This window comes from Streptomyces sp. NPDC085927 (genome assembly GCF_044540975.1).
In the GTDB taxonomy this organism is placed as follows: Bacteria; Actinomycetota; Actinomycetes; order Streptomycetales; family Streptomycetaceae; genus Streptomyces; species Streptomyces hirsutus.
In genome coordinates this window covers 106121-129911 of sequence record NZ_JBITSN010000008.1, presented here as the reverse complement: position 1 = coordinate 129911, position 23791 = coordinate 106121, and the positions used below count along the sequence as shown (strand labels likewise).

General features: G+C 74.1%; 12 protein-coding genes. 8 read left to right on the top strand and 4 right to left on the bottom strand.

Annotation, left to right across the window (positions count from 1 at the left end; genetic code table 11):
* Positions 1-4: 4 nt before the first annotated feature.
* Both ACIF80_RS22055 and ACIF80_RS22050 read right to left on the bottom strand, forming a co-directional pair.
* A complete protein-coding gene (locus ACIF80_RS22055; protein WP_399807117.1) occupies positions 5-796 on the bottom strand; it encodes a response regulator transcription factor in 792 nt (263 codons plus the stop codon).
* The gene (locus tag ACIF80_RS22050; RefSeq protein ID WP_399807115.1) at positions 793-1308 is read right to left on the bottom strand and encodes a MarR family winged helix-turn-helix transcriptional regulator; all 516 of its coding nucleotides are present in this window, start codon (positions 1306-1308) and stop codon (positions 793-795) included. The genes ACIF80_RS22055 and ACIF80_RS22050 overlap by 4 nt, the downstream gene beginning before the upstream one ends.
* A 255-nt stretch (positions 1309-1563) precedes the next feature.
* Here ACIF80_RS22050 and ACIF80_RS22045 point away from each other — a divergent pair, with 255 nt between their 5' ends.
* The 7 genes from ACIF80_RS22045 to ACIF80_RS22015 all read left to right on the top strand — a co-directional run bounded on the left by ACIF80_RS22045 (position 1564) and on the right by ACIF80_RS22015 (position 8429).
* On the top strand, positions 1564-2805 hold the full coding sequence (locus ACIF80_RS22045; RefSeq protein WP_399807112.1) for a cytochrome P450: 1242 nt from the start codon (positions 1564-1566) through the stop codon (positions 2803-2805).
* A 56-nt stretch (positions 2806-2861) separates the two neighbouring features.
* Positions 2862-3068, top strand: a complete 207-nt coding sequence (locus tag ACIF80_RS22040) for a ferredoxin (protein ID WP_332425097.1) — start codon at positions 2862-2864, stop codon at positions 3066-3068.
* The gene (locus ACIF80_RS22035; RefSeq protein WP_399807109.1) at positions 3065-4303 is read left to right on the top strand and encodes an NAD(P)/FAD-dependent oxidoreductase; all 1239 of its coding nucleotides are present in this window, start codon (positions 3065-3067) and stop codon (positions 4301-4303) included. The genes ACIF80_RS22040 and ACIF80_RS22035 overlap by 4 nt, the downstream gene beginning before the upstream one ends.
* Complete coding sequence (locus ACIF80_RS22030) at positions 4290-5132, top strand: SDR family oxidoreductase (protein WP_399807107.1); 843 nt, start codon at positions 4290-4292, stop codon at positions 5130-5132. The genes ACIF80_RS22035 and ACIF80_RS22030 overlap by 14 nt, the downstream gene beginning before the upstream one ends.
* Before the next feature lie 241 nt (positions 5133-5373).
* Complete coding sequence (locus ACIF80_RS22025) at positions 5374-6024, top strand: CatB-related O-acetyltransferase (protein WP_399807104.1); 651 nt, start codon at positions 5374-5376, stop codon at positions 6022-6024.
* A 171-nt stretch (positions 6025-6195) separates the two neighbouring features.
* Complete coding sequence (locus ACIF80_RS22020; RefSeq protein ID WP_399807102.1) at positions 6196-7674, top strand: glutamate--cysteine ligase; 1479 nt, start codon at positions 6196-6198, stop codon at positions 7672-7674.
* Positions 7675-7856: 182 nt separating this feature from the next.
* Positions 7857-8429 (top strand): MSMEG_1061 family FMN-dependent PPOX-type flavoprotein, encoded by a 573-nt coding sequence (locus tag ACIF80_RS22015; protein WP_399807100.1) that lies wholly within the window; start codon positions 7857-7859, stop codon positions 8427-8429.
* Between the two features lie 40 nt (positions 8430-8469).
* Here ACIF80_RS22015 and ACIF80_RS22010 read toward each other — a convergent pair whose 3' ends face one another.
* Both ACIF80_RS22010 and ACIF80_RS22005 read right to left on the bottom strand, forming a co-directional pair.
* Complete coding sequence (locus ACIF80_RS22010) at positions 8470-9192, bottom strand: FAD binding domain-containing protein (RefSeq protein WP_399807097.1); 723 nt, start codon at positions 9190-9192, stop codon at positions 8470-8472.
* A 213-nt stretch (positions 9193-9405) separates the two neighbouring features.
* Positions 9406-10854 carry a WGR domain-containing protein gene (locus tag ACIF80_RS22005; RefSeq protein ID WP_399807094.1) on the bottom strand — a complete coding sequence of 483 codons (1449 nt, stop codon included), beginning with the start codon at positions 10852-10854 and terminating at the stop codon, positions 9406-9408.
* Positions 10855-11098: 244 nt separating this feature from the next.
* Between ACIF80_RS22005 and ACIF80_RS22000 the strand changes: the two genes are divergently transcribed.
* The gene (locus ACIF80_RS22000; protein ID WP_399807092.1) at positions 11099-23716 is read left to right on the top strand and encodes an amino acid adenylation domain-containing protein; all 12618 of its coding nucleotides are present in this window, start codon (positions 11099-11101) and stop codon (positions 23714-23716) included.
* Positions 23717-23791: the final 75 nt, after the last annotated feature.

Sequence of the window (23791 nt, the reverse complement as noted above, 5' to 3'; positions counted from 1 at the left end):
CACGTCAGCGCGCGGGGACGGCGTTCCGGCGGCCGGGGTGGCCGAGCCAGTAGCCGAAGCCCCGGCGGGTGCGGATCAGTGCGGGGTGTTCCTTGTCCACCTTGTGTCTCAGGCGGGAGACGAGCTTCTCGATGGCCGAGTTGGCGCGGTACTCGCCCCACACGTGCCGGCTGATCTGCTCCTTGGACAGCACGCGTTCGGCGTTGGCCAGCAGATGGCTCAGGAGCCGGTACTCGGCGGGCGTGAGGTCGAGCTGTCTGGACCCGCGCCATGCCTGGCAGGTGGCATCGTCCAGGACCAGGTCGCCGTAGCAGTGCATCCCCTGCTGCTCGGGGGCGCGGCCGCGCAGCAGGACCTGGACCCTGGCCAGGACTTCGGCGATCCGCACCGGCTTGGTGACGTAGTCCTCGCCGCCCGGGCCGAGTTCGGGCAGGAGGCTGTGGAGGAAGTCGCAGGTGGTCAGGAACAGCAGCGGCGGCCGGTCCGCGGGAGCCACGCGCCGCCCACGAGTGAAGCCGATCAGGTCGGGCAGGGTGGCGTCCAGGACCACCAGGTCGAAGCGGTGCTCCGTGAACCGCACCATCCCGTCGGCCGCGGTTCCCGCGGTGCAGACCCGGTAGCCCACCAGCTCGAGGGCGGTGGCGATCAGTTCGTTCACCGCGGGGTCCTGCTCGACGACCAGGACGTGCCGCCCGTGGCCGCGGGACGACGACGGCCCCTCTCCGAGGACGCGGCCCGCCGGATGGCCGGTGCTCCGGTACGCGGGGAGGCCGTCCGGACGGGACGTGGACGTCATGGCTCGATGCCGGCCCCGGCCCGGGCGACGAAGTCGTCCACCATGCGGTGGAAGAGTTCGGCGAGCAGACGGAGGTCCTCGGGCGACCAGTCCGCCAGCGCCACCTGCATGCCCCGGAGGCTCACCTCCCGCATCCGGCCGGCGGCGGTCAGTCCGGCCTCGGTGAGCCGGACCCGCTGGGCCCGCCGGTCCTCCGGATCGGGGACCCGCCGTACGTAGCCGTCCTTCTCCAACTGCCCCAGCTGCCGGGTGACATGGGAGGCCTCCACGGACAGGCGGGCCGCCAGCATCCCGGGGCGCAGCGGATCGCTCTCGGCGGCGTGCCGCAGGATCGCCGCGGCGGCCCGGTCCAGCGACAGCCCGGCCACGGTCATCAGGCGCTCGTGCTGCCGGACCCGGCCCACCAGGTGGGTGACACGGGCGAGGGCCCGCTCGATCTCGACCAGATCCGGCGAGGCGGGTACGGGCACCTCTGTGGGCGCGGGTACCACTGTGGGCTGCGGGGCGGGCATGCGGTTACCGTAGAGTTGCTTGACTAAGTTAAGCAAGACGGGGCGCAGGCCTTGTTACTCCCGCGTCACCTCTCCTCCGCCACCGAGCCCTCCGCGTGACTTGAATCACGTCAGGCTGAGGTCAGGAAACTGACCGGAAGGTGTCAGCCTGCTCCGCTTCCATGCCCGGTGACCGAGCTTTCCGATTCCACAACTCCTGCTTCCTGTAAGGCCTTTCCAGCCGGAAGCGCTCCCCCACGTCATGTAGGAGATGCCATGTCCGAGGCCCTGTCCTGCCCTGCCGGCGGCGCCGCCGAGGAATTGCCCGGGTATCCGCTGCCGCGGGCGGCGCAGTGCCCTCTGGCCCCGGCCCCGGCCGCGCAGGAGCTGCGGGCGGAGCGCCCGATCACGAAGGTCCGCATCTGGAACGGCAGTACACCCTGGCTGGTCACCCGGCACGCCGACCAGCGCGCCCTGCTGCCCGACCCCCGGGTGAGCGACGACGACCTCGACCCCGGTTTCCCCCATGTCAACGCCCACCGGGCGATGATCGCCCCGGTCACGCCCCGGCTGATCACGAACACGGACGCGCCGGAGCACACCCGGCTGCGCCGGGCCGTCAACGGCCCGTTCCTGGTCAAGCGGATCGAGAAGATGCGGGCCCCGGTCCAGAAGATCGTCGACGACCTGATCGACGCGATGCTGGCGGGCCCCCGCCCGGTCGACCTGCTCACGGCGTTCGCGCTGCCGGTGCCGTCGCTGGTCATCGCCGAACTGCTCGGAGTGCCCTACGAGGACCACGACTTCTTCCAGCGCAGCAGCAGCCTGATCCTGGACGGCGCCGCGGCACCCGAGGAGGCCCGGAGGGTCAGCGGTGAGCTGGCCGCCTATCTGGACGACCTGATCAAGCGGAAGACGGACGCCCCGGGCGAGGACGTGCTCTCCGAGATGGCCGGCCGGGTCCGCGACGGCGAGATGTCGCACACCGAGGCCGTCCACATGGGCGTGGCGATGCTGATCGCCGGCCACGAGACGACCGCGACGATGATCGGCCTCGGCACCCTGGCCCTGTTCGAGCACCCCGGCCAGCTCGCCCTGTTGCGGGAGACCGACGACCCGAAGCTGATCGCGAACGCGGTGGACGAGCTGCTGCGGTACCTGAGCATCGTCCAGACCGGCGTGCGCCGGGTCGCCAAGGAGGACATCGCGATCGGCTCGGTGGTCATCCGCAAGGGCGAGGGCCTCATCTTCGACCTGCACGCGGCGAACTGGGACCCGGAGGCCTTCCCCGAGGCCGAGCGGCTGGACCTCACCCGCCCCGCCCGGATCCACCAGGCGTTCGGCTACGGACCCCACCAGTGCCTGGGCCAGAACCTGGCCCGGCTGGAACTCCAGGTGGCCTACGGCACCCTCTACCGCCGCATCCCCACCCTGCGCGCGGCCGCCCCGGTCGAGGAGCTTTCCTTCGACCACACCGGGACGACGTACGGCGTCCACAGCCTGCCCGTCACCTGGTGACCGGCCCCGCCCCCGCCCCCCACAGCACGACCGGCAGAACCGGAAGGACCGACCGAGTGACAACGACGCGTGTGGAACTGGACGAACCGAAGTGCGTGGCGTCGGGACAGTGCGTCCTGGCCGCCCCCGACGTCTTCGACCAGCGGGACGACGACGGAGTGGCGGTCCTGCTGGAGGAGTACCCCGGTGAGGAACTGCTCCACGACGCGCGCCAGGCCGAGGCGGTCTGCCCGGCCGCGGCGATCCGCCTGGTGGAACGGTGAGACACGTCGTGGTCGTCGGCGCCTCGGCCGCCGGACTCGCGGCGGCCGAGACCCTGCGCCGGGCGGGCCACGACGGCCCGCTCACCCTCGTCGGTGACGAGCCGCACGCCCCGTACGACCGCCCTCCGCTGTCCAAGCAGATCCTCTCCGGCACGTGGCCGGTCGGACGGCTGCCGTTGCGCAGGGACGAGGACCTCGACGCCCTGGACCTGGACCTGCGGTTGGGGACGGCGGCGACCGGGCTGGACCTGGCGGACCGTGCGGTCCGGCTGGCCGACGGGTCGCGGGTGCCCTACGACGGGCTGATCGTGGCCACGGGCGTGCGTCCCCGGCGGCTGCCCGGCGAGGGCGCGCACGTCCTGCGCACGCTGGACGACGCCCTCGCGCTGCGTGAGGTGCTGACGCCGGGCACCGGGCTCGTCGTGGTGGGCGCCGGATTCCTCGGCGCCGAGGCCGCCGCCGTCGCCCGGGGCCTGGGCGCCCGCGTCACCCTGCTCGAGCCGTCTCCCGTCCCGCTGGCCCACGCCGTCGGCACCGAGGTCGGCGAGATGCTCTCCCGGGTGCATCTCGGCCACGGCGTGGAGCTGCGCACCTCGGTCACCGTGACGGAGGTGACCGAGGACGGCGTGCGGCTGGCCGACGGCGAGGTGGTCGAGGCCGACGAGATCCTGGTCGCCGTCGGCTCGCTGCCGAACACCGGCTGGCTCACGGACAGCGGGCTGACGCTCGGCGACGGCGTGATCTGCGACGAGTACTGCGAGGCCGCACCGGGGGTGTACGCGGCCGGTGACGTCGCCCGCTGGCACAACCCGCTGTTCGGGACGTCGATGCGGATCGAGCACCGTACGAACGCCGCCGAGCAGGGCATGGCCGCCGCGCGCAACCTGCTCGCCGCGCCGGAGGCGCGCACACCGTTCGCGCCGGTGCCGTACTTCTGGTCCGACCAGTACGGCCTGCGGATCCAGGCCTACGGCTACCTGCGCGGCCACGACGAAGTCGCCGTCGTGGAAGGGGACATGACCGAGCGGCGGTTCGTCGCCGCCTACCGCAGGGGCGGAAGGCTCACCGGCGTCCTGGCGGTGGGCATGCCGCCCAGGGCCGTCCGCGCCTGGCGGAAGGCCGTCGCGGACGGTACGGCCTGGCACGAGACCGTACGGGACGGGGCGGCCGCCCCCGGCGACCCCATCGGCATCGGTGACCACCCCGGCAGGGAGACCGCCCATGCACGACAGTAGGGACGACCAGCCGCGTGACGTGGTCGTCGTCACCGGAGCGGGCGGGATGGGGTCGGCGGTCGCCCGACGGCTGGGCAGCGGGCGGACGTTGATCCTCGCCGACGCGTCCCGGGCACAACTCGACCGGACGGTGGACGCGCTGCGCACCGAGGGGTACGCGGTACGGGGCGTGCCGACCGACGTCCGTGACCGTGCGGCGGTGGAGCGGCTGGCCCGGACCGCGGCCGGGGCGGGGCGGATCACAGCCGTCGTGCACACGGCCGGGGTGGCCGCCGCGACCGCCTCGGTGTCCAGGATCCTCGAGGTCGACCTGCTCGGCACGGTGTACGTCATCGAGGGCTTCGAGCAGGTGGCCGTCCGTGGCACGTCGCTGGTCTGTGTCGCCAGCGTCGCCGGGCACATGGCCTCGATCGGCGCCGAGGACGAGGCCGCCCTGGCCACGGCACCCGCGGACCGGCTGCTGGGCCTGGACGCGGTCACCCGCCTCGGCGACGATCCGACGGCCGCCTACATCCTGGCCAAACGGGCGAATCTCCTGCGGGTGCAGGCCGCCGCCCTCGCGTGGAGCCGGCTCGGCGCCCGCGTCAACACGGTCAGTCCGGGCGTCGTCGCCACCGCGATGGCGAAGGCGGAGGCCGACGCGGACTCCGACGGGCACATGATGAGGATGCTCGACGCGTGCGGCGCGGGCCGCCCCGGTACGCCCGCCGAGATCGCCGACGCGGTGGCCTTCCTCACGGATCCGCGCTCCTCGTACATCACCGGCGCCGACCTGCTCGTCGACGGCGGCCAGACGGCATGGATCCGACACCACATGCCCCGCGGGTGACGGCACCGCGAGTCCGGGGAGGACCGGATCGGGGCCGGCAGCGACCACCGCGTCCGGACCGCCCCGGACGTCACCGCGGACATCTGCCTCCAGGGCGGTGGCGAGCACTCCGACGGCGGCGGGCCACGCCGGCGGCGAGGGGCGGGGCGCGTTTCCGCAGGTGGTAAATCGGTGTCCCGGGCAGCCCGGTACCGGAATCATGGACCGGCCCCTGCCCCGCGACCGTTGAGGACCGCTCACCATGCCGGTGCCTGCCGACCCGACCATCCTCCGTCCGATGCCCGAGCAGCCACGGGTGGTGCTGCTCAAGCCGCTGGTGCGGTCCCCGCTGATCGAGGTCGGGGAGTACTCGTACTACGACGACCCGGACGACCCGACCGCGTTCGAGACACGCAATGTGCTCCACCACTACGGACCCGAAAAGCTGGTCATCGGAAAGTTCTGCGCACTGGGCACGGGAGTGCGGTTCCTCATGAACGGCGCCAACCACCGGATGGACGGCCCCTCCACCTTCCCCTTCCCCACCATGGGCGGCTCGTGGTCCGACCACTTCGACCTGCTCACCGGCCTGCCGAACCGGGGGGACACCGTCGTCGGCAACGACGTCTGGTTCGGCCACGGCACCACGGTGATGCCGGGCGTGCGGATCGGACACGGCGCCGTCATCGGCGCCGGTGCCGTGGTCACCGGCGACGTGCCCGACTACGGCATCGTCGGGGGCAACCCGGCCCGCCTCATCCGCACCCGCTACAGCCCCCGGGACGTCGCACGCCTGCTGGCGGTGGCCTGGTGGGACTGGCCCGCGGAGCACATCACCGGCCATGTGCGGACGATCATGTCGGGGAGCATCACCGACCTGGAGGCAGCCGCCCCCGGCGTCCCGCCCGTGTGACGCGCCTCCAGCCGTACGAACGACCGCGGGGCCCCGGACGCGGCGAGGTACCCCGGACGGGTAAGGAGTATCCGGTCTCGCCGTGGATCCTGTCCCGCGTGGTCGGAGTCGGCCGGTGGTGCGACGCTGGGGTGGAGAAGTGTCCGCGGACGGCAGCCGGGAGGGAATGCGATGGGACGCGATGTCCCGGCGCTGGTGTTCACCCGTGAGGACCGCCGCCGGTACCGGATCAAGATGCAGGAGTGCCTGGACACGTTCGCGCAGATGCTGCGGGAGGCGCGGTTCGAGTCCGAGCGGCCCCAGGTGGGACTGGAGATCGAGCTGAACCTGGTCGACGACCGGGCGGAGCCGGCGATGCGCAACAGCGACGCGCTCGAAGTGATCGCGGACCCCGCCTGGTCCACGGAGCTGGGCCGGTTCAACCTCGAGATCAACGTTCCGCCGCGGCGGCTGACGGCGGGCGGACCCGACTCCTGGGAGTCCGAGATCCGTACCGCGCTGAACCACGCCGAGAAGCGCGCGAAGTCGGTCGGCACGCATCTGATCATGACCGGGATCCTGCCGACGCTGCGGCAGGAGGACGTGGGCGAGTCGGCGCTGTCGGAGAACCCGCGCTACCGGCTGCTCAACGACCAGATCTTCGCGGCCCGGGGCGAGGACCTGCACATCGAGGTGGACGGTGTCGACCGGCTGCGCACTTACGCGGACACGATCACTCCCGAGGCCGCCTGCACCAGCACCCAGTTCCATCTCCAGGTGTTCCCGGAGCAGTTCGCCGACTACTGGAACGCGGCGCAGTCGATCGCCGGGGTCCAGGTCGCCCTGGCCGCCAACTCGCCGTTCCTGTTCGGCAAGGAACTGTGGCACGAGACCCGCGTTCCGCTGTTCGAGCAGGCCACCGACACCCGTCCCCAGGAGATCAAGGTGCAGGGGGTACGGCCCCGGGTGTGGTTCGGGGAGCGGTGGATCAACAGCGTCTTCGACCTCTTCGAGGAGAACCTGCGGTACTTCCCGGCGCTGCTCCCGCTGTGCGACGAGCAGGATCCCGCCGAGACGCTGGACCGGGGCGACACCCCCGAGCTGGGCGAGCTGACCCTGCACAACGGCACCATCTACCGCTGGAACCGCCCGGTCTACGCCATCGCGCACGACAAGCCGCATGTGCGGGTGGAGAACCGGGTGCTGCCGGCCGGCCCCACCGTCGCCGACACCCTGGCCAACGGCGCCTTCTACTACGGGCTCACCCGCGCCCTGGCGGAGGAGGACCGGCCCGTATGGTCCCGGATGTCCTTCTCGGCCGCCGAGGAGAACCTGCACACGGCGGCACGGCACGGCATCGAGGCCCGGCTGTACTGGCCCGGGATGGGCGAGGTGCCGGTGGCCGAGCTGGTGCTGCGGCGGCTGCTGCCACTGGCGCACCGCGGGCTGGAGCTCTCCGGGATGGACGAGGCCTGGCGGGAGCCGCTGCTCGGCATCATCGAGCAGCGCTGCGTCACCGGGCGCAACGGGGCGGTGTGGCAGAAGGAGATGTTCCACCACATCGACACCACGGCCCACTGCGGCCGCCATGAGGCCCTGCGCCGGATGACACAGCAGTACATCGACTACATGCACCTCAACGCCCCGGTGCACACCTGGCCCGTCGACTGACCCGGGGCGGGCGGCCGGTGCCCGGACCGGGTCCTGCCCCCCTCGTCGCCCCGGCCCGGCGCCGCTGCCGAGACCCGCACCGATACCGCGTCCCGCGGCCGGCGGACCTGGTCCGGCCGGGCATACGCCCTGGCAGCTAGTGTTCGCTACGCCACCACGTACACGCACCACAAGGAGTCCGCATGCCCGAGACGTTGGACGCTGCGGTTCACGGCACCCCGGGGGCTCTCGCCGAGGGATACGTGCAGCTGACGTCGTCGGCCGAGCTGCGGGACCTGCTCGGGGAACCTCATCCCGTCGTGATCGACAAGGTGCATCCCGAACTCACCGACGACGACCTCGGCATACTGGCCCGCTCGTCCTTCTGTCTGCTGGCCACGTCCGACCGCCGGGGCGCCTGCGATGTGTCGCCGCGCGGCGGGCAGCCCGGTTTCACCCATGTCCTCGGCCCCCGCACCCTCGCGCTGCCCGACCGGCCGGGCAACCGCCGGGGCGACAGCTTCCACAACATTCTCGAGAACCCGCAGGCCGGTCTCCTCTACCTCGTACCGGGCGGCAAGGAGGTCCTGCGGGTCAACGGGCACGCCCGCATCCTGACGGACGCGCCGTTCTTCGACGACATGACCACCGAGGGCCGCCGCCCGGCGCTCGCCGTCCTCCTGGAGATCGACGAGATCTATCTGCACTGCCCGCAGTCGCTGCGCCGGTCCGGTGTCTGGGATCCCACGACCTGGCACGTCCCCGCGGCCGGCTGAGCCGTAGCGGGGCCGGTGAGGCCTCCGGCGGCCGGGGCCGTCAGCCGTCGGCGGCCCGGACGAGGACCCCGGACACCTCCCTGCGCACCACGTCGCCGATCCCCGGGGGGAGCGAACCGAGGTCCGTGGTGTCCAGGGCCCGCAGCGTCTCGTCCGTGCCGGCCGCGCAGTCCGCGCTCCCACCGATCACCTCGTAGCCGTCACGGACCGCGACGCGGACCCTGCGTCGCCCGTCCTCCTCGGCGTGCACGGCGGTGGCGACGACGAGGGGCGGTGGCCCGCCCGCTTCGGCGGGCGCCTTGTGATATCCGCTGGTTATCGGGGTGCGCCAGTGCAGGCTGAGCAGCAGATGGCGCTTGGCCACCACCTCGGCCAGATCGGTCTCGAAGGCTCCGTCCCGGTCCAGCACCGTGGCGCGGGTGTCCAGGACGAGCGCCGCCGGCAGCAGACATCGCAGGGTGCTGCCCACGAGGTTGCCGCCGACCGTGGCCGTCCGGCGCACTGCTCCGGTGCCCACGGTGGAGGCCGCACCGCGCAGGACCTCCGGTACCCGGTCGTCGATGCGGTGCAGCAGGACGGCCGCGCCCAGCGACTCGCGCTCGAGCATGGTGGCCTCCGGCAGGCTGCGCAGGGACATCGCCTGTTCGGGGAAGCCGTCCCGCTGCCAGAGCGCCCACACGAGAGTGGCCCCGCCGATGGGCACCGCTCCCTCCGCCATGCAGTTCTGTGCTTCGGTCAGGGATGTGGGCTGACGCAAGAGCATGGCGGTCGACCTGCTTTCCTGGGCTTCGGCCGACGGGACCGGCCACTCCGCTGCATGATCATGGACACTGCATTCTCCGCACGGACGCGGGGGCGCGTACAGGGCTCATACACACCCCGTGTGCGCCCGTCGTACGCCCTGGGGACCGGCGTCCGGCCCCCGATGACTTCGCCCCCTCTCCGCGTCTCCTCGCCCGCGAGCGGCCGCGGGACGTCAGAGCAGCCGCCGGATGTCACCGCGGACCCGGTAGAAGCCGCCGGCCGCCGGGTGCAGCGCGTCCACGACATAGCGGGCCCCGGGCTCCCGTATCGCGCGCGGGAACTGCACGTTCCACGACGCGTCGTACCCCTCGGACACCACGTGCACGCGCAGGCGGCCGGAGTCCTGGACGCATTGGACGACGATCGCCCCGGTCGGGGCCTGGGCCACCGCGGTCACCGCGCTCGCCGTCGTGGCCGGTGCGTAGGCCGGCAGCGCCTCGGCGAGCTTGACGTCCCGCGCGACCGGCACCGTGCCCTGCTGGGCCGCCGAGACGGCCGCCTCGCTCGCGTCGACGCACACCAGCGAGCCGTCGGTGGTGACCAGGTACAGCCGCTCGTCCCGGTACTGCATCGACAGGGCCGAGCCGCCGCCCGTGCCGAGCTTCCACAGCCGGGTGCCGTCCTGGTCGAAGCAGTAGACGGACGACGCCGCGTCACCGGCGAACACGAACCGGCCGCCGGGCGAGGTGGCGCACGAGTACACGGCGCCGTCGCAGGCGTAGGTGGCCTCGATGGCCCCGCTCGCCTTCGACAGCCGCTGCACCACGCGGTGGGCCGTGCCCGCGTACACGGTGTCGTCCTCCTGCCAGCCGAACAGCACGCCGCCGCGGGTGGGGGTGTGCCACAACTCGCCGCCGCCGTCGGGCGCGTAGGCGGTGACACCACGCTGGTGACCGTGGTATACGGCCCGGTCGTCGGCGCGCACCATCCAGGCGTGGTCGCCCTGGCTGCGGCGGGACCACTGGTGCTCGTCCTCGTGGTCGATGACGGTGAGCTTGCCGTCGCGGTCCGAGACGTCCAGCACTCCCTCGTGGATGTCCAGCCAGAAGATGTCGACGTCCGCGGCGATGTCGTACGCCGCGAACGGCAGCTTGGAGGACAGGTCGTAGACCTTGCCGTCGTCGCAGCCCGCGTAGATCCAGAAGTCGTCGGCGACCAGGCACTTCACGCCGTCCGGCAGGTTGAAGCGGGCCAGCACCTGGCCGTCGTGGCCCAGGGTGTACACGTCGCCCGCCTGGTTGCCGACCCAGCAGTGCTCGTCGTCGACATGGATGCCGAACGCCGCGGAACCCGTGCCGAACCGCCACAGGACCGGGGCCACGGCACGCGCGGTGGACGGGGCGGACGTCACCTGACGCCGGGTCACCGCGCGCGGCGCGCGCTGCCCGGGGACGGCGGGAGCGTAGCCCTTGCGGACCTTCTCACCGACCTTCCGGGCGGCAGCGGCCCGCGCCTTGTCGGCCGAGGGGAAGCTGGTGACCTGGGTCTGCCCCGAGGCGCCTATCCGCCCGTAACGAACGGTCACCACCACTGCGTCGACGGTCACTTCGTAGAACTTGTGCGCGGTGCCGTCATCCTGCGACAGCTCCAGATACGTCGTCGACACCGACCCGCCAGACATGACAGAACCCTCCCCGGAGCGGTCCGCCGGCCGTTCCGGCAGCTCCCACTGTCCGAACCGTAGGCGGCACCACTGACAATGGACCGCCGGCGCTCCATCCGCGGAAGCAACCTGTCCCGGTCCCTGCGAGTCCCACATATCGCTTGCCTCTGCCTTCCCGCGTCCCCCTCCCTGCCTCTCCCCCTCATCGCTCCGGCGCCACCGCGCGTCCCCAGCCTCAGACTCGCCACGAACGAACGGACCCATGAACACCGCGACCCTGCTGGATGTCCTGCTGGACGCCGCCCACCAGTCCCCCGACCAGCTGATCATCCATGTCCGGGGCGACGGCGGCGAGACGGCCGTCACCTTCCGGGAGCTCGTGGCCGAGTCGCTGCGCGTCGCGGGCGGTCTCCGTGCCGCGGGCGTCGCGCCGGGCACCTGTGTTCCGGTGCTCGCGGAGCACAGCGCGGACTTCCAGCCCATGTTCTGGGGCGCGCTCGCGGCCGGTCTGGTGCCGGTGCCGCTCGCGCCCGACGTGCGGCGGGTCCGGCCGGTGTGGGAGCACCTCGGCCGGACCCCGGTCGTGGTGGACACGGCCTGCGCGCCGGTGGCCGCCGAACTCCCGGACGGGGCCCTGGTCCTGCGGCTGGACGCGCTGCGGGAGGGCCCGCCGGCGGCCTCCCCCGTCGCACCGGATCCGGACGGACTGGCCTTCCTGCAGTTCTCGTCCGGCAGCACGGGGGCGCCCAAGGGCGTGGAGCTGACCCACCGGGCCGTGCTGGCGAACCTGCGGCAGCTGACCGAGGCCTCCGCCCTCACGGAGCAGGACGTGGTGGTCAGCTGGATGCCGTACTTCCACGACATGGGGCTCATCGGCACGCATCTGGCGCCGCTGGCCGCGCGGGCCAAGCAGGTGAAGATCGGCCCCCTGTCGTTCGCGAAGAACCCCCGCCTGTGGTTCGACGTGGCCGCCGCGCATCGGGGCACCGTCCTCTCGGCCGCCAACTTCGCGCTGGCGCTGACCCTCCGCCGGGTTCCCGAGGAGGTGTTCGCCGCGCTGGACCTGAGCGCGGTCCGGCTGATCACGGTGGGGGCCGAACCGATATCGGCGACGGTGTGGCGGGACTTCGCCGCCAGGACCCGGGCGTCGGGGCTGGACCCGCGGGCCGCGGCGCCCGTGTACGGGCTGGCGGAGGCGACGCTGGCCGTGGCGTTCCCGCCGCTGGGCGAGGTGGCCGTGCCGGTGGCCGTGGACCGTGCCGCCCTCGGCCGGGGCCGCGTGGTGGAGCGGGAACCCGGTGGTGACGCGGCGGAGTCGCTGGAGCTGATGGACGTCGGAGTGCCGGTGCCGGGCTGCTCGGTGCGGATCACCGACGAGGCGGGCCGGCCGCTGGGCGACCGGCGAGCGGGGCACATCGAGGTGAGCGGTCCGCAGATCGCACGCGGTTATTACGGCCTGCCCGACGTGACGGCGCGGTCCTTCACCGACGGGTGGCTGCGCACCGGTGACCTGGGCTTCCTCCGGGACGGCCGGCTGTGTGTCAGCGGCCGGTCCAAGGACGTCCTGTTCGTCAACGGCCGTACGTTCCACGCCCCGGACCTGGAGGAGGTGGCGTCCGGCACACCGGGGGTGCCGGCCGGGACGACGGTGGTGGTCGGGTCGACCGATCCGGTGACCGGTGGGGAGCGGGTGGTGGTGTTCGTCGCCTGGGCGCGGCCTCCGCGTACCGCGTCCGAGGTGCTGGACCGGGTCGCGCGGCGGGTCCGCGCGGCGCTGGGCCACGACGACGTGCGGGTGTTCGCGCTGCCGCCGTCCGCGTTCCCCCGGACGACGAGCGGCAAGGTGCAGCGGCAGCGGATGCGGGCCCGGTTCGAGGCGGACGGCTACCGGCCGTCGGCTCGTTCCGGTGCGGCGGCGGGCTCGGATGCGGCCGGTTCCGGTGCGGTAGCGGGCTCGGATGCGGCCGGTTCCGGTGCGGCGGCGGGCTCGAGTGCGGTGGCCGACTCGGGTGCGGTGGCGGGTGGTCCGGTGCAACGGCCTCAGCGGCCGTCGTCGTCCGGGGGCCGGGGGGCGGCGCCCCGGTCGCGTGGGGACGTACGCCGGGTGGTGCGTGAGGTGTGGGCCGCGGTCCTGGGGCTGCCCGGGGCATCGTTCGGGGACCGGGACCGGTTCGCCGAACTGGGCGGCACCTCGCTCCGGGCCATGGAGGCGCTCGCCGCGCTGGAACGTTCCCTCGGTGTCCCGCTGGGTCCGGCGGTGATGCGCAACGACACGGTCGCCACGCTCACCGACCATCTCTTGGACGTCGTCGAGGCGGACGGCGCACGGGCGGACGGCGCGTCGACGGACGGAGCGGAAACGGACGGAGCGGAAACGGACGGGCAGAAGGCCGCGTCCGCTGCGGGCGGGGCGTCCGCGACCGCCGTGGTGGGGCTGGCCTGCCGGTTCCCGGGGGCCGACACGCCGGAGGAGTTCTGGGATCTGCTCACCGCAGGCCGCGACACCGTGTCCGCGGTGCCCCCGGACCGCTGGGGCGCGGACCGCCGGCACGCGGACGGTTCCGGGGGACGCGAGGCGACCGGGCGCTGGGGGGCGTTCCTGGGCGACCCCGCCGCCTTCGACGCCGCCCACTTCGGCATCGGCGACGAGGAGGCGCGCGCACTGGACCCGCAGGCGCGTGTCTTCCTCGAGCTCGCCCACGAGGCGCTGGAACGCGCCGGGTACGCCGGACCCCGCCGCCGGGCCCTGCGGGCCGGGGTCTTCGCCGCCGTCGGCGACAGCGGCTACCGGCAGCTCCTTGCGGACGCGGACATCGCCGGTACGCCGCCGACCGCCACGGCCCTGACCGGCAATCTCCCCAACCTGGTCGCCGCACGGCTGGCACACTGCCTCGACCTGGACGGTCCGGCGCTCGCCGTGGACACCGCGTGTTCCTCGGGCCTGGTGGCGCTGCATCTGGCCCGGCGCAGTCTCGCGGACGGCGAGTGCGACATCGCGGTCGTGGGCGGGGTCAACCTGCATCTCACCGCGTCGGCACACCAGGCCCTGGAGGCGGCCAAGGCCCTGTCGCCGACCGGGCGCAGCCGTGCCTTCAGCACCTCGGCCGACGGGTTCGTTCCCGGCGAGGGCGGCGCGGTCCTCGTCCTGCGGCGGCTCGACGAGGCCCGGCGGGACGACGACGAGGTCCTGGCCGTCGTACGCGGTACCGCCGTCAACAACGACGGTACGTCGCTGAGTCTGATGGCACCCAACCCGCTGCGCCAGCGCGAGGTGATCGGCCGTGCCTACGAGCAGGGCGGGGTCGACCCGGCGTCGGTCTCGTACGTCGAGGCCCACGGCACGGGTACGGCCGTCGGCGATCCGATCGAACTGCGGTCCCTCGCCCATGCCTTCCCGGCCCGCCCGGACGGCCGCCCCCGGCTGCTCGGCTCGGTGAAGACCAACATCGGGCACCTGCTGAACGCGGCGGCACTCCCCTCGCTCGTGAAGGTGGTCCTGGCCCTCGGGCACGGGCGCCTCCCGGCCTCGCTGCATCACACACCGGTCTCGCCCGCCGTCGAGCAGTCGGGGTTCGCCCTGGTGACGGAGGTGACGGCCTGGGAGTCGTCCGGGCCGCGCAGGGCGGGAATCAACGCCTTCGGCTTCGGCGGCACCAACGCGCACGCCGTCCTGGAGCAGGCCCCACCGCGAACGGCGGACGCGCCGCGCGGGGACCATCGGGAAGGAGGCCCTCGGGAAGAGGACCGGGGCCGTCGCGGTCCGGGCCTGCTCACCCTCTCGGCGGGCACCGCGGCCGGACTGGCAGCGTGGACGGCGCGCATCGCGGACCATCTGGACGAGCACCCGGGGTTCGAGGAGGGTGACGTCTGCCTGACGGCGGGCGCCGCACGCGACGAACGGCCGCACCGTCTCGCCGTCGTGGCCGCCGGCGACCTGCGGGAACGGCTCGCCTCGGTACGCGCCGCCGACGGCTCGCCCGTGCCGGGCACGGCCGCCGGGACGGTGACGCACCGGCCCCGGACCGTCTACGTGTTCCCCGGACAGGGCGGTCTGCGGCCGGGTCAGGGGCGGGAGTTGTACGCCACGGCACCCGTGTACCGCGCGACGCTGGACGAGGCGTCGGGGCTGGTGGGGGCCGTGCACGGGCGGGAGTTGACGGCCTGGTGCGTGGACGGCGGCGTCGACGGCGACGCGCTCGCCGCGACCGAGGTGGCGCAGCCGCTGCTGGTGGCACACGGGGTCGCGCTCGCCCGGCAGTTGACGGCCTGGGGAGTACGGCCCGACGCCCTGGTCGGGCACAGCGTCGGCGAACTGGCGGCCGCCTGCGTCGGCGGCATGCTGTCGCTGTCCGACGCGGTGCTGTTCGCGGCGGAACGGGGGCGGCTCATGGGCGGGTCGACCGCACCGGGTGCCATGGCGGCGGTACGGGGCGCCGAGGAACGCGAGGTGGAGTCGCTGGTGGCCGCGTCCCCGGGCGACCTCGCGGTGGCGGCGTACAACGGTCCCGGCCGACTGGTGCTGTCCGGCTCTCCGGACGCGGTCCGGCGGGCGTCGGAGCGGCTCACCGCGCACGGCGCGACGGTCCGTCCGCTGCGGGTGCCGCGCGCCTTCCACTCGCCCCTGATGGAGCCGGTGGCGCACGCCTTGAGCGGTGCGGCGCGCAGGCTGACGGTGTCGGCTCCCGAACTCGCGGTGATGAGTACGCTCACCGCCGAGTGGCAGCCCCGGATGGATCCGGACCATCTGCGGGAACACGCCCTGCGGCCGGTGCTGTTCGGCCGGGCCGTGGAGCGCCTGCTGGACGAGGGCTACGACACGTTCGTGGAACTCGGGGCGGGTGAGAACCTCGCGGGTCCGGTCCGTGCGGTGGCCGCCGGGCGCCGGGCCGACGGCGCAGCGCCCGGTGCCTTCGTGGTGTCCGCCCCCGCAGCACCGGTCGGCGGCGGAGAAGCTCCGGGCGGGGCGCGGGAGTTGATGGAGACGGTGGCGCGTTTGTGGGTGCGCGGGGTGCCTCTCGACCGTACGGCGCTCGACGCGGAGAACCGCAGGGTGCCGCTGCCGCCGTACCCGTACCAGCGGCGCAGGTACTGGCCCGAGCCCGATGCGCGCGGACTGCTGCACCGCGTCGGGTGGCGGCCCGCTCCCCCGTCCGGCGACGGTTTCCCCCCTGCGGGGCTTCCCGGTGCCGGCCTTCCCGGCCCGGTGCTGGTGACCGGGGCGGACGCCTCGGCGGTACGCCGGACGGCGGACGGGTTCGCGGCCCTCGGCGTACGGGCGGTCACGGCCGATCACGGTGACGTCCGTCCGCAGACCGTGGTCCTCCTCGGCCGGCGGGTCCGGCGGGACGCGCCCGGCCCCGCGAACCCGGCGGGCGGTCTCGACGCGGAACTGCGGCAGGCGGTCGCGGCGTTCCAGGACGCCCTCGTGCTGCTGGACCGGACCGGGGCCCGCCGTCTGCTGGTCGTGACCGAGGACGCGCACGTCACCGGGCACGGCGTGGAGCAGCCGGTGCCGGCGCAGGCGGTCCTGGGGGGTCTGGCCCTGGCCGTGCCGGAGGAGTCGGACGGCGTGGTCGCGAACTGGGTGGACTTCTCGTCCCACGATCTCCTCGGCACTCCCGACGGCGAAGGGTGGCTGCGTTGCCTGGCCGCCGAGCTGACGGCGCCGCAGGCGACGGGAGCGATCGCCTGGCGGGCCGGAGAGCGCCTCGTGCGTTCCGTCGTGCCGGAAGCAGAGGAAGGGCCGGGCGCGGTGGGAGAACCGGGCGGGCCGGACCGCCCGGAGCGGCTGCCGGCCGACGGTACATTTCTCATCACGGGCGGCGCCGGAGGCATCGGATCCGCGCTGGCCCGGGACCTGGCGGGCCGGGGCCGGCCGGTCCTGGTGCTGGCGGGGCGTTCCCCGCACCCGCCCGCGGGCCTGTTGAAGGAGCTCGCCGGTCTCGGTGCCGAGGCACGCTATGTCACGGCCGACCTCACGGTGCCCGGCGACGTGGAGCGGCTGGTGGGCGAACTGCCGCCGCTGGACGCCGTGTTCCACGCGGCCGGCGTCGTACGGCCCGGCAGCCTGCGCGGGACGGCCGTGCCGGAGACCGTGGAGGCGCTGGGTGCGAAGACCCTCGGCACGGTGCTGCTGTCCGGGGCGCTGCACCGGCATGGGCAGCGGCCGGGGGTGTGCGTCGCGTTCTCCTCGGTGTCGTCGGTGCTGCGCGGCCTGGCGGGTGCGCTGGGCGCCTACGCCGCGGCGAACGCCTTCCTCGACTCCTTCGCCGGAGCCGAGTGCCTGGCGGGCCGGCCCTGGCTCTCGGTGAACCTGGGTCCGTTCGCCGAGACGGGCCTCGCGGTCGCCGCGGGCGCCGGGGCGCTCGCCGCCGGTGCGGGCGGCGGGGGCCGTCCTCTGGCGACCGCGCCCGCGCTGGCCGCGCTGCGGGCGGCGTGCGCCACCGGCGCGACGCAGCTGGTCGTCGCCGACCTGACGCCCGGGGCACCGCCGGCCGCCGCCCCACCGCGTCCGGTGCGGCCCACGGGCGTCGGGAGTGCCGAGAGCGTCCAGGGTGCCGCCGGGCCGACCGGCACCGACCGGCACCGGTCCCCGGTGTCCTCCGGCACCGCTGTCGTCCTGCGGGAACTGCTGGCCCAGTCGCTGGGCATCCCGGCATCGGGCGTCGACGACGACACGCCGTTCCTGCGGCTCGGGCTGGACTCGCTGGGCGCCGTCGACCTCGTCAAGAAGCTGGAGAGGAAGCTCGGGCGGCAGCTGCCCGCCACGCTCTTCTTCGAACACCGGACGGTGCGCGAGCTCTCCGCCCACCTGGACCTGGAGGGCCGTACCGGTGTGCTGTCCCGGGCCGCAGCGGCGGACCGGGGGGCGGGTGCGGGGAGCGGGCTCGGAGACGGGCCGGGCGAGGGGTCCGGGGACGGGAGCGACGACGGGCGGGCGTTCGCCCTGACCCCCGTGCAACTGGCGCTGTACACCAGCAGCCGGCTGCATCCGGACCTCCCGGCCCGGGGTCATCTGCGGCTGACCGTGCGGGGCCCGCTCGACACGGGTCTGCTGGGCCGGGCGCTGGAGGCGCTGGCCGAACGGCACGGCATGCTCCGGCTGCGGGTGGACGCCCCGGACGGGGTGCCCGTGCAGCGTGTGGCGCCGCCGGTGCCACTGCGGGACTGGTTCGAGGTGCGCGACTGCGCCGCCGACGAGGTGGCCGATGCCGAGACGGCCGTGTGCAACCGGCCGTTCGACCTGGCGGCGCTGCCGCCCGTCCGGGCCGTGCTGCTCCGCCAGGATCCGGGGCTCGCCCATCTGGTGCTGGTCGTGCACCACGCGGCGGCGGACGGCTACAGCCTGAACGTGCTCGCCGAGGAGCTGTGCCACACGTACACCGATCTGCACCACGGACGGCGTCCGCGACAGGCGCTCCCCGCACCGGACTTCGCACGCTACGCGTCGAGCCTGCCGCCCTCCGGATCCGCCGAGCGGCACGCCGACCGGCAGTACTGGGCCGAGCGGCTCGCCACCCGCGGCGAACCCCTCCGGCTGCCCTACGACCGCAGTCCCGACGCGCCGGACTCCGACCCGTCCGGCCCGATCGTGCAGTACTACGGCGAGCTCGGCGCGGATCTCACCACCGGCCTGGAGCAACTGGCCGCCGCGCGGGGTGTCTCCCTGTTCCACCTGCTGCTCGCCGCGTATGTGCGCTGTCTGGCACGGTGGTCGGGGCGCCGGGACGTGGCCGTGAACGTGGCCAGGGCGCGTCGCGAGGACCGTTTCGACGGTGTGGAACGGCTGGTCGGTCCGCTCGCCGACACCCTTCCCCTGCTCTGTGGGACGGTGGACGACGAGACGGTCCTCGCCCTGGCGGAGCGGTTGCGCGGGACATGGCTGCGGAGCGAGCGGCACGCCGGGCTCAGCAGCCTGGACCTGGCCGCGCTGCTGCCCGGTGCCCGTCCCGGTGCCGACACCGCCGCACGTGCCGGTTCCGGTACCGGCATCGGAACCGGAACCGGTTTCGGCGACCGCACGGTGAGTCCGGCGGGCTTCAGCTTCGCCCGCTTCCCGGCGGAGTCGGCCGCCGGCTGTCCGGTGGAGGTACGGGCGACCGCGGCCGGCACCGGATCGGCGGCGACCCGGCTGAGTCTGCTGTGCTGGGCGGACGGTCCGCAGCTGCGGCTGTCGTGGAACTATCCGGAGCCGCTGTTCCGACGGGCCACCGTGGCACGTCTGGACCGGGAGTTCCGCGCCGAACTGGCCGCGCTGTGCACACCGCGACCGTCACAGCCGTCACCGGAGACCGGCCCCGGCCCCGCGCCCGCCCCCGTGATGCCGTCCTCATCCGTGCGGGGCGACGGGAGCGTCCCGCTGGTCGCGCGACTGCTCGACCGGTTCCGGGCGGCACCCGGCGCGATCGCCGTGGACGCCGTCGATGCCGCGGACGCCGTGGGCACCGCGGACGCGTCGCTCACGTACGGGGCGCTCGACCACGCCTCCGCTCGGCTCGCCGCACGTCTGCACGCCTGCGGCGTACGCCCCGGTGATCTGGTCGGGCTGCTCACCGAGCCGGGCGCCGACACCGTCGTCGGTGTCGTGGGCATCCTGCGCGCCGGGGCCGGCTGGGTCCCGCTCGACCCGGAGCACCCCACCGCACGGCTGGCCGGGCAACTGGCCCGCACCGGCGCGACCACCGTGGTGTGCCACGCCGCCACCCGGCACACCGCCGCCGCTCTGACGGCGGTACGGGCGGTGCCCGTCGCCGACGACGGCCTGTCGGACGCGGACACCGGGGCCGGCGCGACCGCACCCGCGACCACGGCCGCTCCTGCCGCGTCGTCCGACGCCGAGGCGATCGCGTACGTCATCTTCACCTCCGGTTCCACGGGACGCCCGAAGGCGGTGCCGATCACTCACCGGGCGATGGAGAACTATCTCGACTGGGCGATCGCCACCTTCGGCTACGGCCCCGGCGACCGCCTCGCGCAGACCGCGTCGCCCTGCTTCGACGCCTCGGTACGCCAGGTCCTCGCACCGCTCCTGGCCGGTGGCACCGTCGTGACCGTGCCGCGTGATCTGCTGCGGGATCCCGAGCTGCTCCTCACGCGGGTCGAACGCGCGCGGATCACCGTGTGGAGCTCGGTGCCCACACTGTGGGAGCAGTTGCTGTCGGCCGCCGAGGAAAGGGCACGGAGCGGGGCGGGTCTGCCCGGTCTGGCGGCGCTGCGATGGGTGCACGTCGGCGGGGAGGCACTGCCCGTGGACCATGTGCGCCGCTGGTTCGGCCTGTTCGGGAACGGCGCGCGGATCGCCAACCTGTACGGACCCACCGAGACGACCGTCAACGCCACCTGCCAGATCCTCGACGCCCGTCCCGGCGACGAGGTGCGGCAGGTGCCGATCGGACGCCCCGTGGCCGGTACGGACCTGGAAGTGGTCCGCGCCGACGGGACCGCCTGCGAGCCGGACGAGCCGGGGGAGCTGCTCATCGCCGGCGTCGGTCTGACCCCCGGCTACCTGAGCGAACCGGAGCTGACCGCACGGGCGTTCACCGTGCGGGCGGGCCGGCGCTGGTACCGCAGCGGAGACCGGGTCCGCCGGTCGGCCGACGGCACCGTGGAGTTCCTCGGCCGGGTCGACGACCAGGTGAAGATCCGCGGGAACCGGGTGGAGCCGGGAGAGGTCGAGGCGGCGCTCCAGGAGTGTCCCGGGATCGCGCGGGCGGTGGTGGCGGCGCACGAGGGGCAGTTGGTCGCCTTCGTCACCCTCCGGCCCCCGGCCGGCCGGCCCGACACCCGGGAGATGCGCCGCCGTCTGGCCGGCGTTCTGCCGTCGTACATGATCCCGGCCCGGATCACGTGCGTCGACGCGCTGCCCCTCACGGGCACCGGCAAGGTCGACCGCCTGGCACTGGTGGGCCCGTCCTCCCGGTCCGCTCCGGCGGCACCGGACAACGACGGGGCTTCTCCGCCGGCCACGGCGACCGAACGACGCGTGGCAGCGGTCTGGTCGGACCTGCTCCGGGTGGAATCGGTCCGCCGGGAGGACGACTTCTTCGACCTGGGCGGGGACTCGCTGCTCGTCCTCCGTGTGTTCGCCCGGCTCGCGGAGCACGGGGTGCCGTTGCCCCGGCCGACGGTGGTCTACCGTCATCGCACGCTCGCGGCACTGTCCGCGGCCATCGACGCCGCCGCGGCAGAAGCGGAGCCGCGCTCCGCCACCACGGCCCCGGCCTCCTCCGTCACCGCGGCCCCGGCCTCCTCCCTCACCGCCGCCTCGGCCTCCTCCCTCACTACGCCTCCGGCCGTACGGTCCCTTCCGGCCGGTGACGACCGGACGTCCCCGTTCCCCGTCACACCCGGCCAGCGCGGGTTCCTGCTCGCGGAGGCTCTCGCGCCGGGCGGCGGGACCTGGCTGGCGCGGATCCGGCTGTCCGGACCGCTGGACCCCGAGGTGTTCCAGGCGGCGGTCGACCTGCTGGTGGAGCGGCACGGCATGCTCCGCACCGTCTTTCCCGCCGGTGCCCGTCCACCCGTCCAGCAGGAACTTCCCCCGTCGCTGCGTCTGCCGGTCGTCTTCGAGACGGTCGCGTCCACCGCGGAGGTGGACGAACGGGCCACGGCCGAGGCGCAACGGCGCCTGGAGACCTGGGCCTGGCCGCTGGTGCGCCTTCGGGTGCTCAGCCTCGCTCCACAGGAGCACGCCCTGCTGGTGCACGCCCATCACGTCATCGGCGACGGTTACAGCGCGGCGCTGCTGCTGCGGGAACTGACCGAGGTGTACGACCGGTTGGCGGGCGGCAGCAGCACCGCACCCCCTCTCATGCCCCTGCGCGGCGACTTCCGTGACCACGTGCGGTGGTCGGCGGAGACCGGCCACGGCAGTGGCGTCGCCGGGGCGGCCGCGGCGGAACGCCGGGCCCGGGTGTGCGCCCCGTACCGGTCGCCGGTGCTGCGCCCCGCGGCGGTGGCCGGTGACAGCGGCGCGACGGACCGTGCCGGGGCCGCCACCGGCGGGGTCCGGTTCGACTCCTCGGAGTTCACGTTCGGGGCCTCCCCGACAGCGGCATTGCGCGCGCTCGCGGCCCACGCGCGAACCACTCTGTACGCGCCCCTGCTGACCGCCTACCACCAGGAACTCACGGCACTGACCGGCCGGCCCGACCTGATCGTGGGCCTGGCGGTGAGCGGCCGGGACAACGCACTGCCCGACGCGCACCGGATCTTCGGCCCGTTCGCCTCGGCCGTCCCGGTGCGGCCCGCCCCCTCCGGTCCGACCGGCGCCGACCCGACCGACGCACGGGACTTCGCCTGCGCCCTGCGGCGCATGGCGGCCGAGGCCGAGGAGGCACGCGCCCACGAGGACGTGGTCCCCCGGCGTGCCGACGGGCTGCCCCTGACTTCCCAGTTCTTCTTCACCTTCCTCGACTTCTCCGCGCTGGCGCCCGCGGACGGCGGCACTCCGCGGTTGTCGTGGGAGGCGGGAGACAGTACGTTCCTGCCGCCGTCGTCCATGACGGACGTGTTCATGGTGGTGCGGCCCGACGGGGACGGGCTGCGGGTGACGGTCCGGGGCGCGAGCCCGGCGTTCGCACCAGGCGCACTCGACCGTTTCACCGGCTCACTGCGCCGACGTCTCGAACGGGCCGCGGCGGGTGACAGCGGCATGCCGGGCCGGCCGGGGACGGGCCGTCCCGAAACGGACGGTCCCCTGGCGCACCGGCCCGCCGCCCACCGGTCCGGGACGAGGGGAACCGGGACGCGGGACACGATGGACGCGGCCCTGATCGGCTACCTGCCCGCGCCGGAGCATCTGGCGCGCCTGGCGGGTCTGCCCGCGTCGGCGCTGCCCCGGGAAGAAGTGCGCGCCATGCTGTTCCCCGACGGCGCCCCACGCCTGGTGGAGACGGTGAGTACGCCGCTGGGCCGGTCCGGCTTCGTCTCCGTCCCGCTGTTCGCCGACGAACTCGCGACGGACACCGGGCTGGTGGGTCACACCGCCCGTGCGGTGTCGCTCGCCGCCGCCCGGGGTGCGCGATGTGTGTCCCTGGCGGGGATGATTCCGTCGCTGACCGGCTACGGCTTCGACGTGCTGCGGTCCGGGCGCCATCCGGCGGCCGTGACGACGGGGCACGCGGCAACGGTCGTGTCCGTGGTGAAAACGGTGCACGCGGCGCTGGAGGCCACCGGCCGGGACCTCTCGGATCTCGACGTGGCGTTCGCCGGTCTGGGTTCGATCGGTGCCTCCTCACTGGAGTTGTTGCTGTCCCTGGCCGCCCGGCCTCCCCGGCGGCTGCTCCTGTGCGACGTGCGGGGCAGCGGGCCGCGGCTGGCCGCCCTGGGGCGGCGGTTGCAGGAGCGGGGACTGGTCGGTGCGGCCGGGTTCGAGGTCGTGGAGTCGGAGCGGGTACTGCCGGACGCGGTCCACGGCGCGGATCTTCTGGTGACGGCGGTGAGCGGTGCCGCCGCGGTGCTCGATGTCGGCCGGCTCCGGCCCGGGGCCGTCGTGGTCGACGACTCCTTCCCGCACTGCTTCGACACCGGGCGGGCCCTCTCCCGCATGCGGGAGCAGAAGGACGTACTGGTGCTGGGCGGCGGTCTGCTGCACGTCGGCCGCACCGTCCGGGAGGTCGCCGGGGACCTGCCGGACGCGGCGGCGGCCGGCTATCTCGCCCAGCCCTGGCTCGAGGGCACCCTGGCCTCCTGCCGGTTCGAGTCCCTGCTGCACGCCTCCGGTCACGAACTGTCGCTGGTGCACGGCCTGGTGGACGCCGGGGTGGCTCTGGCCCACTGGGACGCGGTGGAACGGGCCGGGGTGTCGGCCGCCCCGCTGCACCTGCTCGGTCACATCGTGGACGCCGCTGCGACGGGCGGGGTGACGGCGAGGGACTGACCGCCGGCCGAGACGGCTCCGCACCGCTCCTGCCGCCCGCCCCGCTCCGGGGCGGGCGGCAGGAGCGGTCCGAGG

Bases quoted from the DNA above. Each gene is read 5' to 3' on its own strand.
- ACIF80_RS22055 (WP_399807117.1), bottom strand. From the start codon at position 796: ATGACGTCCACGTCCCGTCCGGACGGCCTCCCCGCGTACCGGAGCACC.
- ACIF80_RS22050 (WP_399807115.1), bottom strand. From the start codon at position 1,308: ATGCCCGCCCCGCAGCCCACAGTGGTACCCGCGCCCACAGAGGTGCCC.
- ACIF80_RS22045 (WP_399807112.1), top strand. From the start codon at position 1,564: ATGTCCGAGGCCCTGTCCTGCCCTGCCGGCGGCGCCGCCGAGGAATTG.
- ACIF80_RS22030 (WP_399807107.1), top strand. From the start codon at position 4,290: ATGCACGACAGTAGGGACGACCAGCCGCGTGACGTGGTCGTCGTCACC.
- ACIF80_RS22025 (WP_399807104.1), top strand. From the start codon at position 5,374: ATGCCGGTGCCTGCCGACCCGACCATCCTCCGTCCGATGCCCGAGCAG.
- ACIF80_RS22020 (WP_399807102.1), top strand. From the start codon at position 6,196: ATGGGACGCGATGTCCCGGCGCTGGTGTTCACCCGTGAGGACCGCCGC.
- ACIF80_RS22015 (WP_399807100.1), top strand. From the start codon at position 7,857: ATGCCCGAGACGTTGGACGCTGCGGTTCACGGCACCCCGGGGGCTCTC.
- ACIF80_RS22010 (WP_399807097.1), bottom strand. From the start codon at position 9,192: ATGCTCTTGCGTCAGCCCACATCCCTGACCGAAGCACAGAACTGCATG.
- ACIF80_RS22005 (WP_399807094.1), bottom strand. From the start codon at position 10,854: ATGTCTGGCGGGTCGGTGTCGACGACGTATCTGGAGCTGTCGCAGGAT.
- ACIF80_RS22000 (WP_399807092.1), top strand. From the start codon at position 11,099: ATGAACACCGCGACCCTGCTGGATGTCCTGCTGGACGCCGCCCACCAG.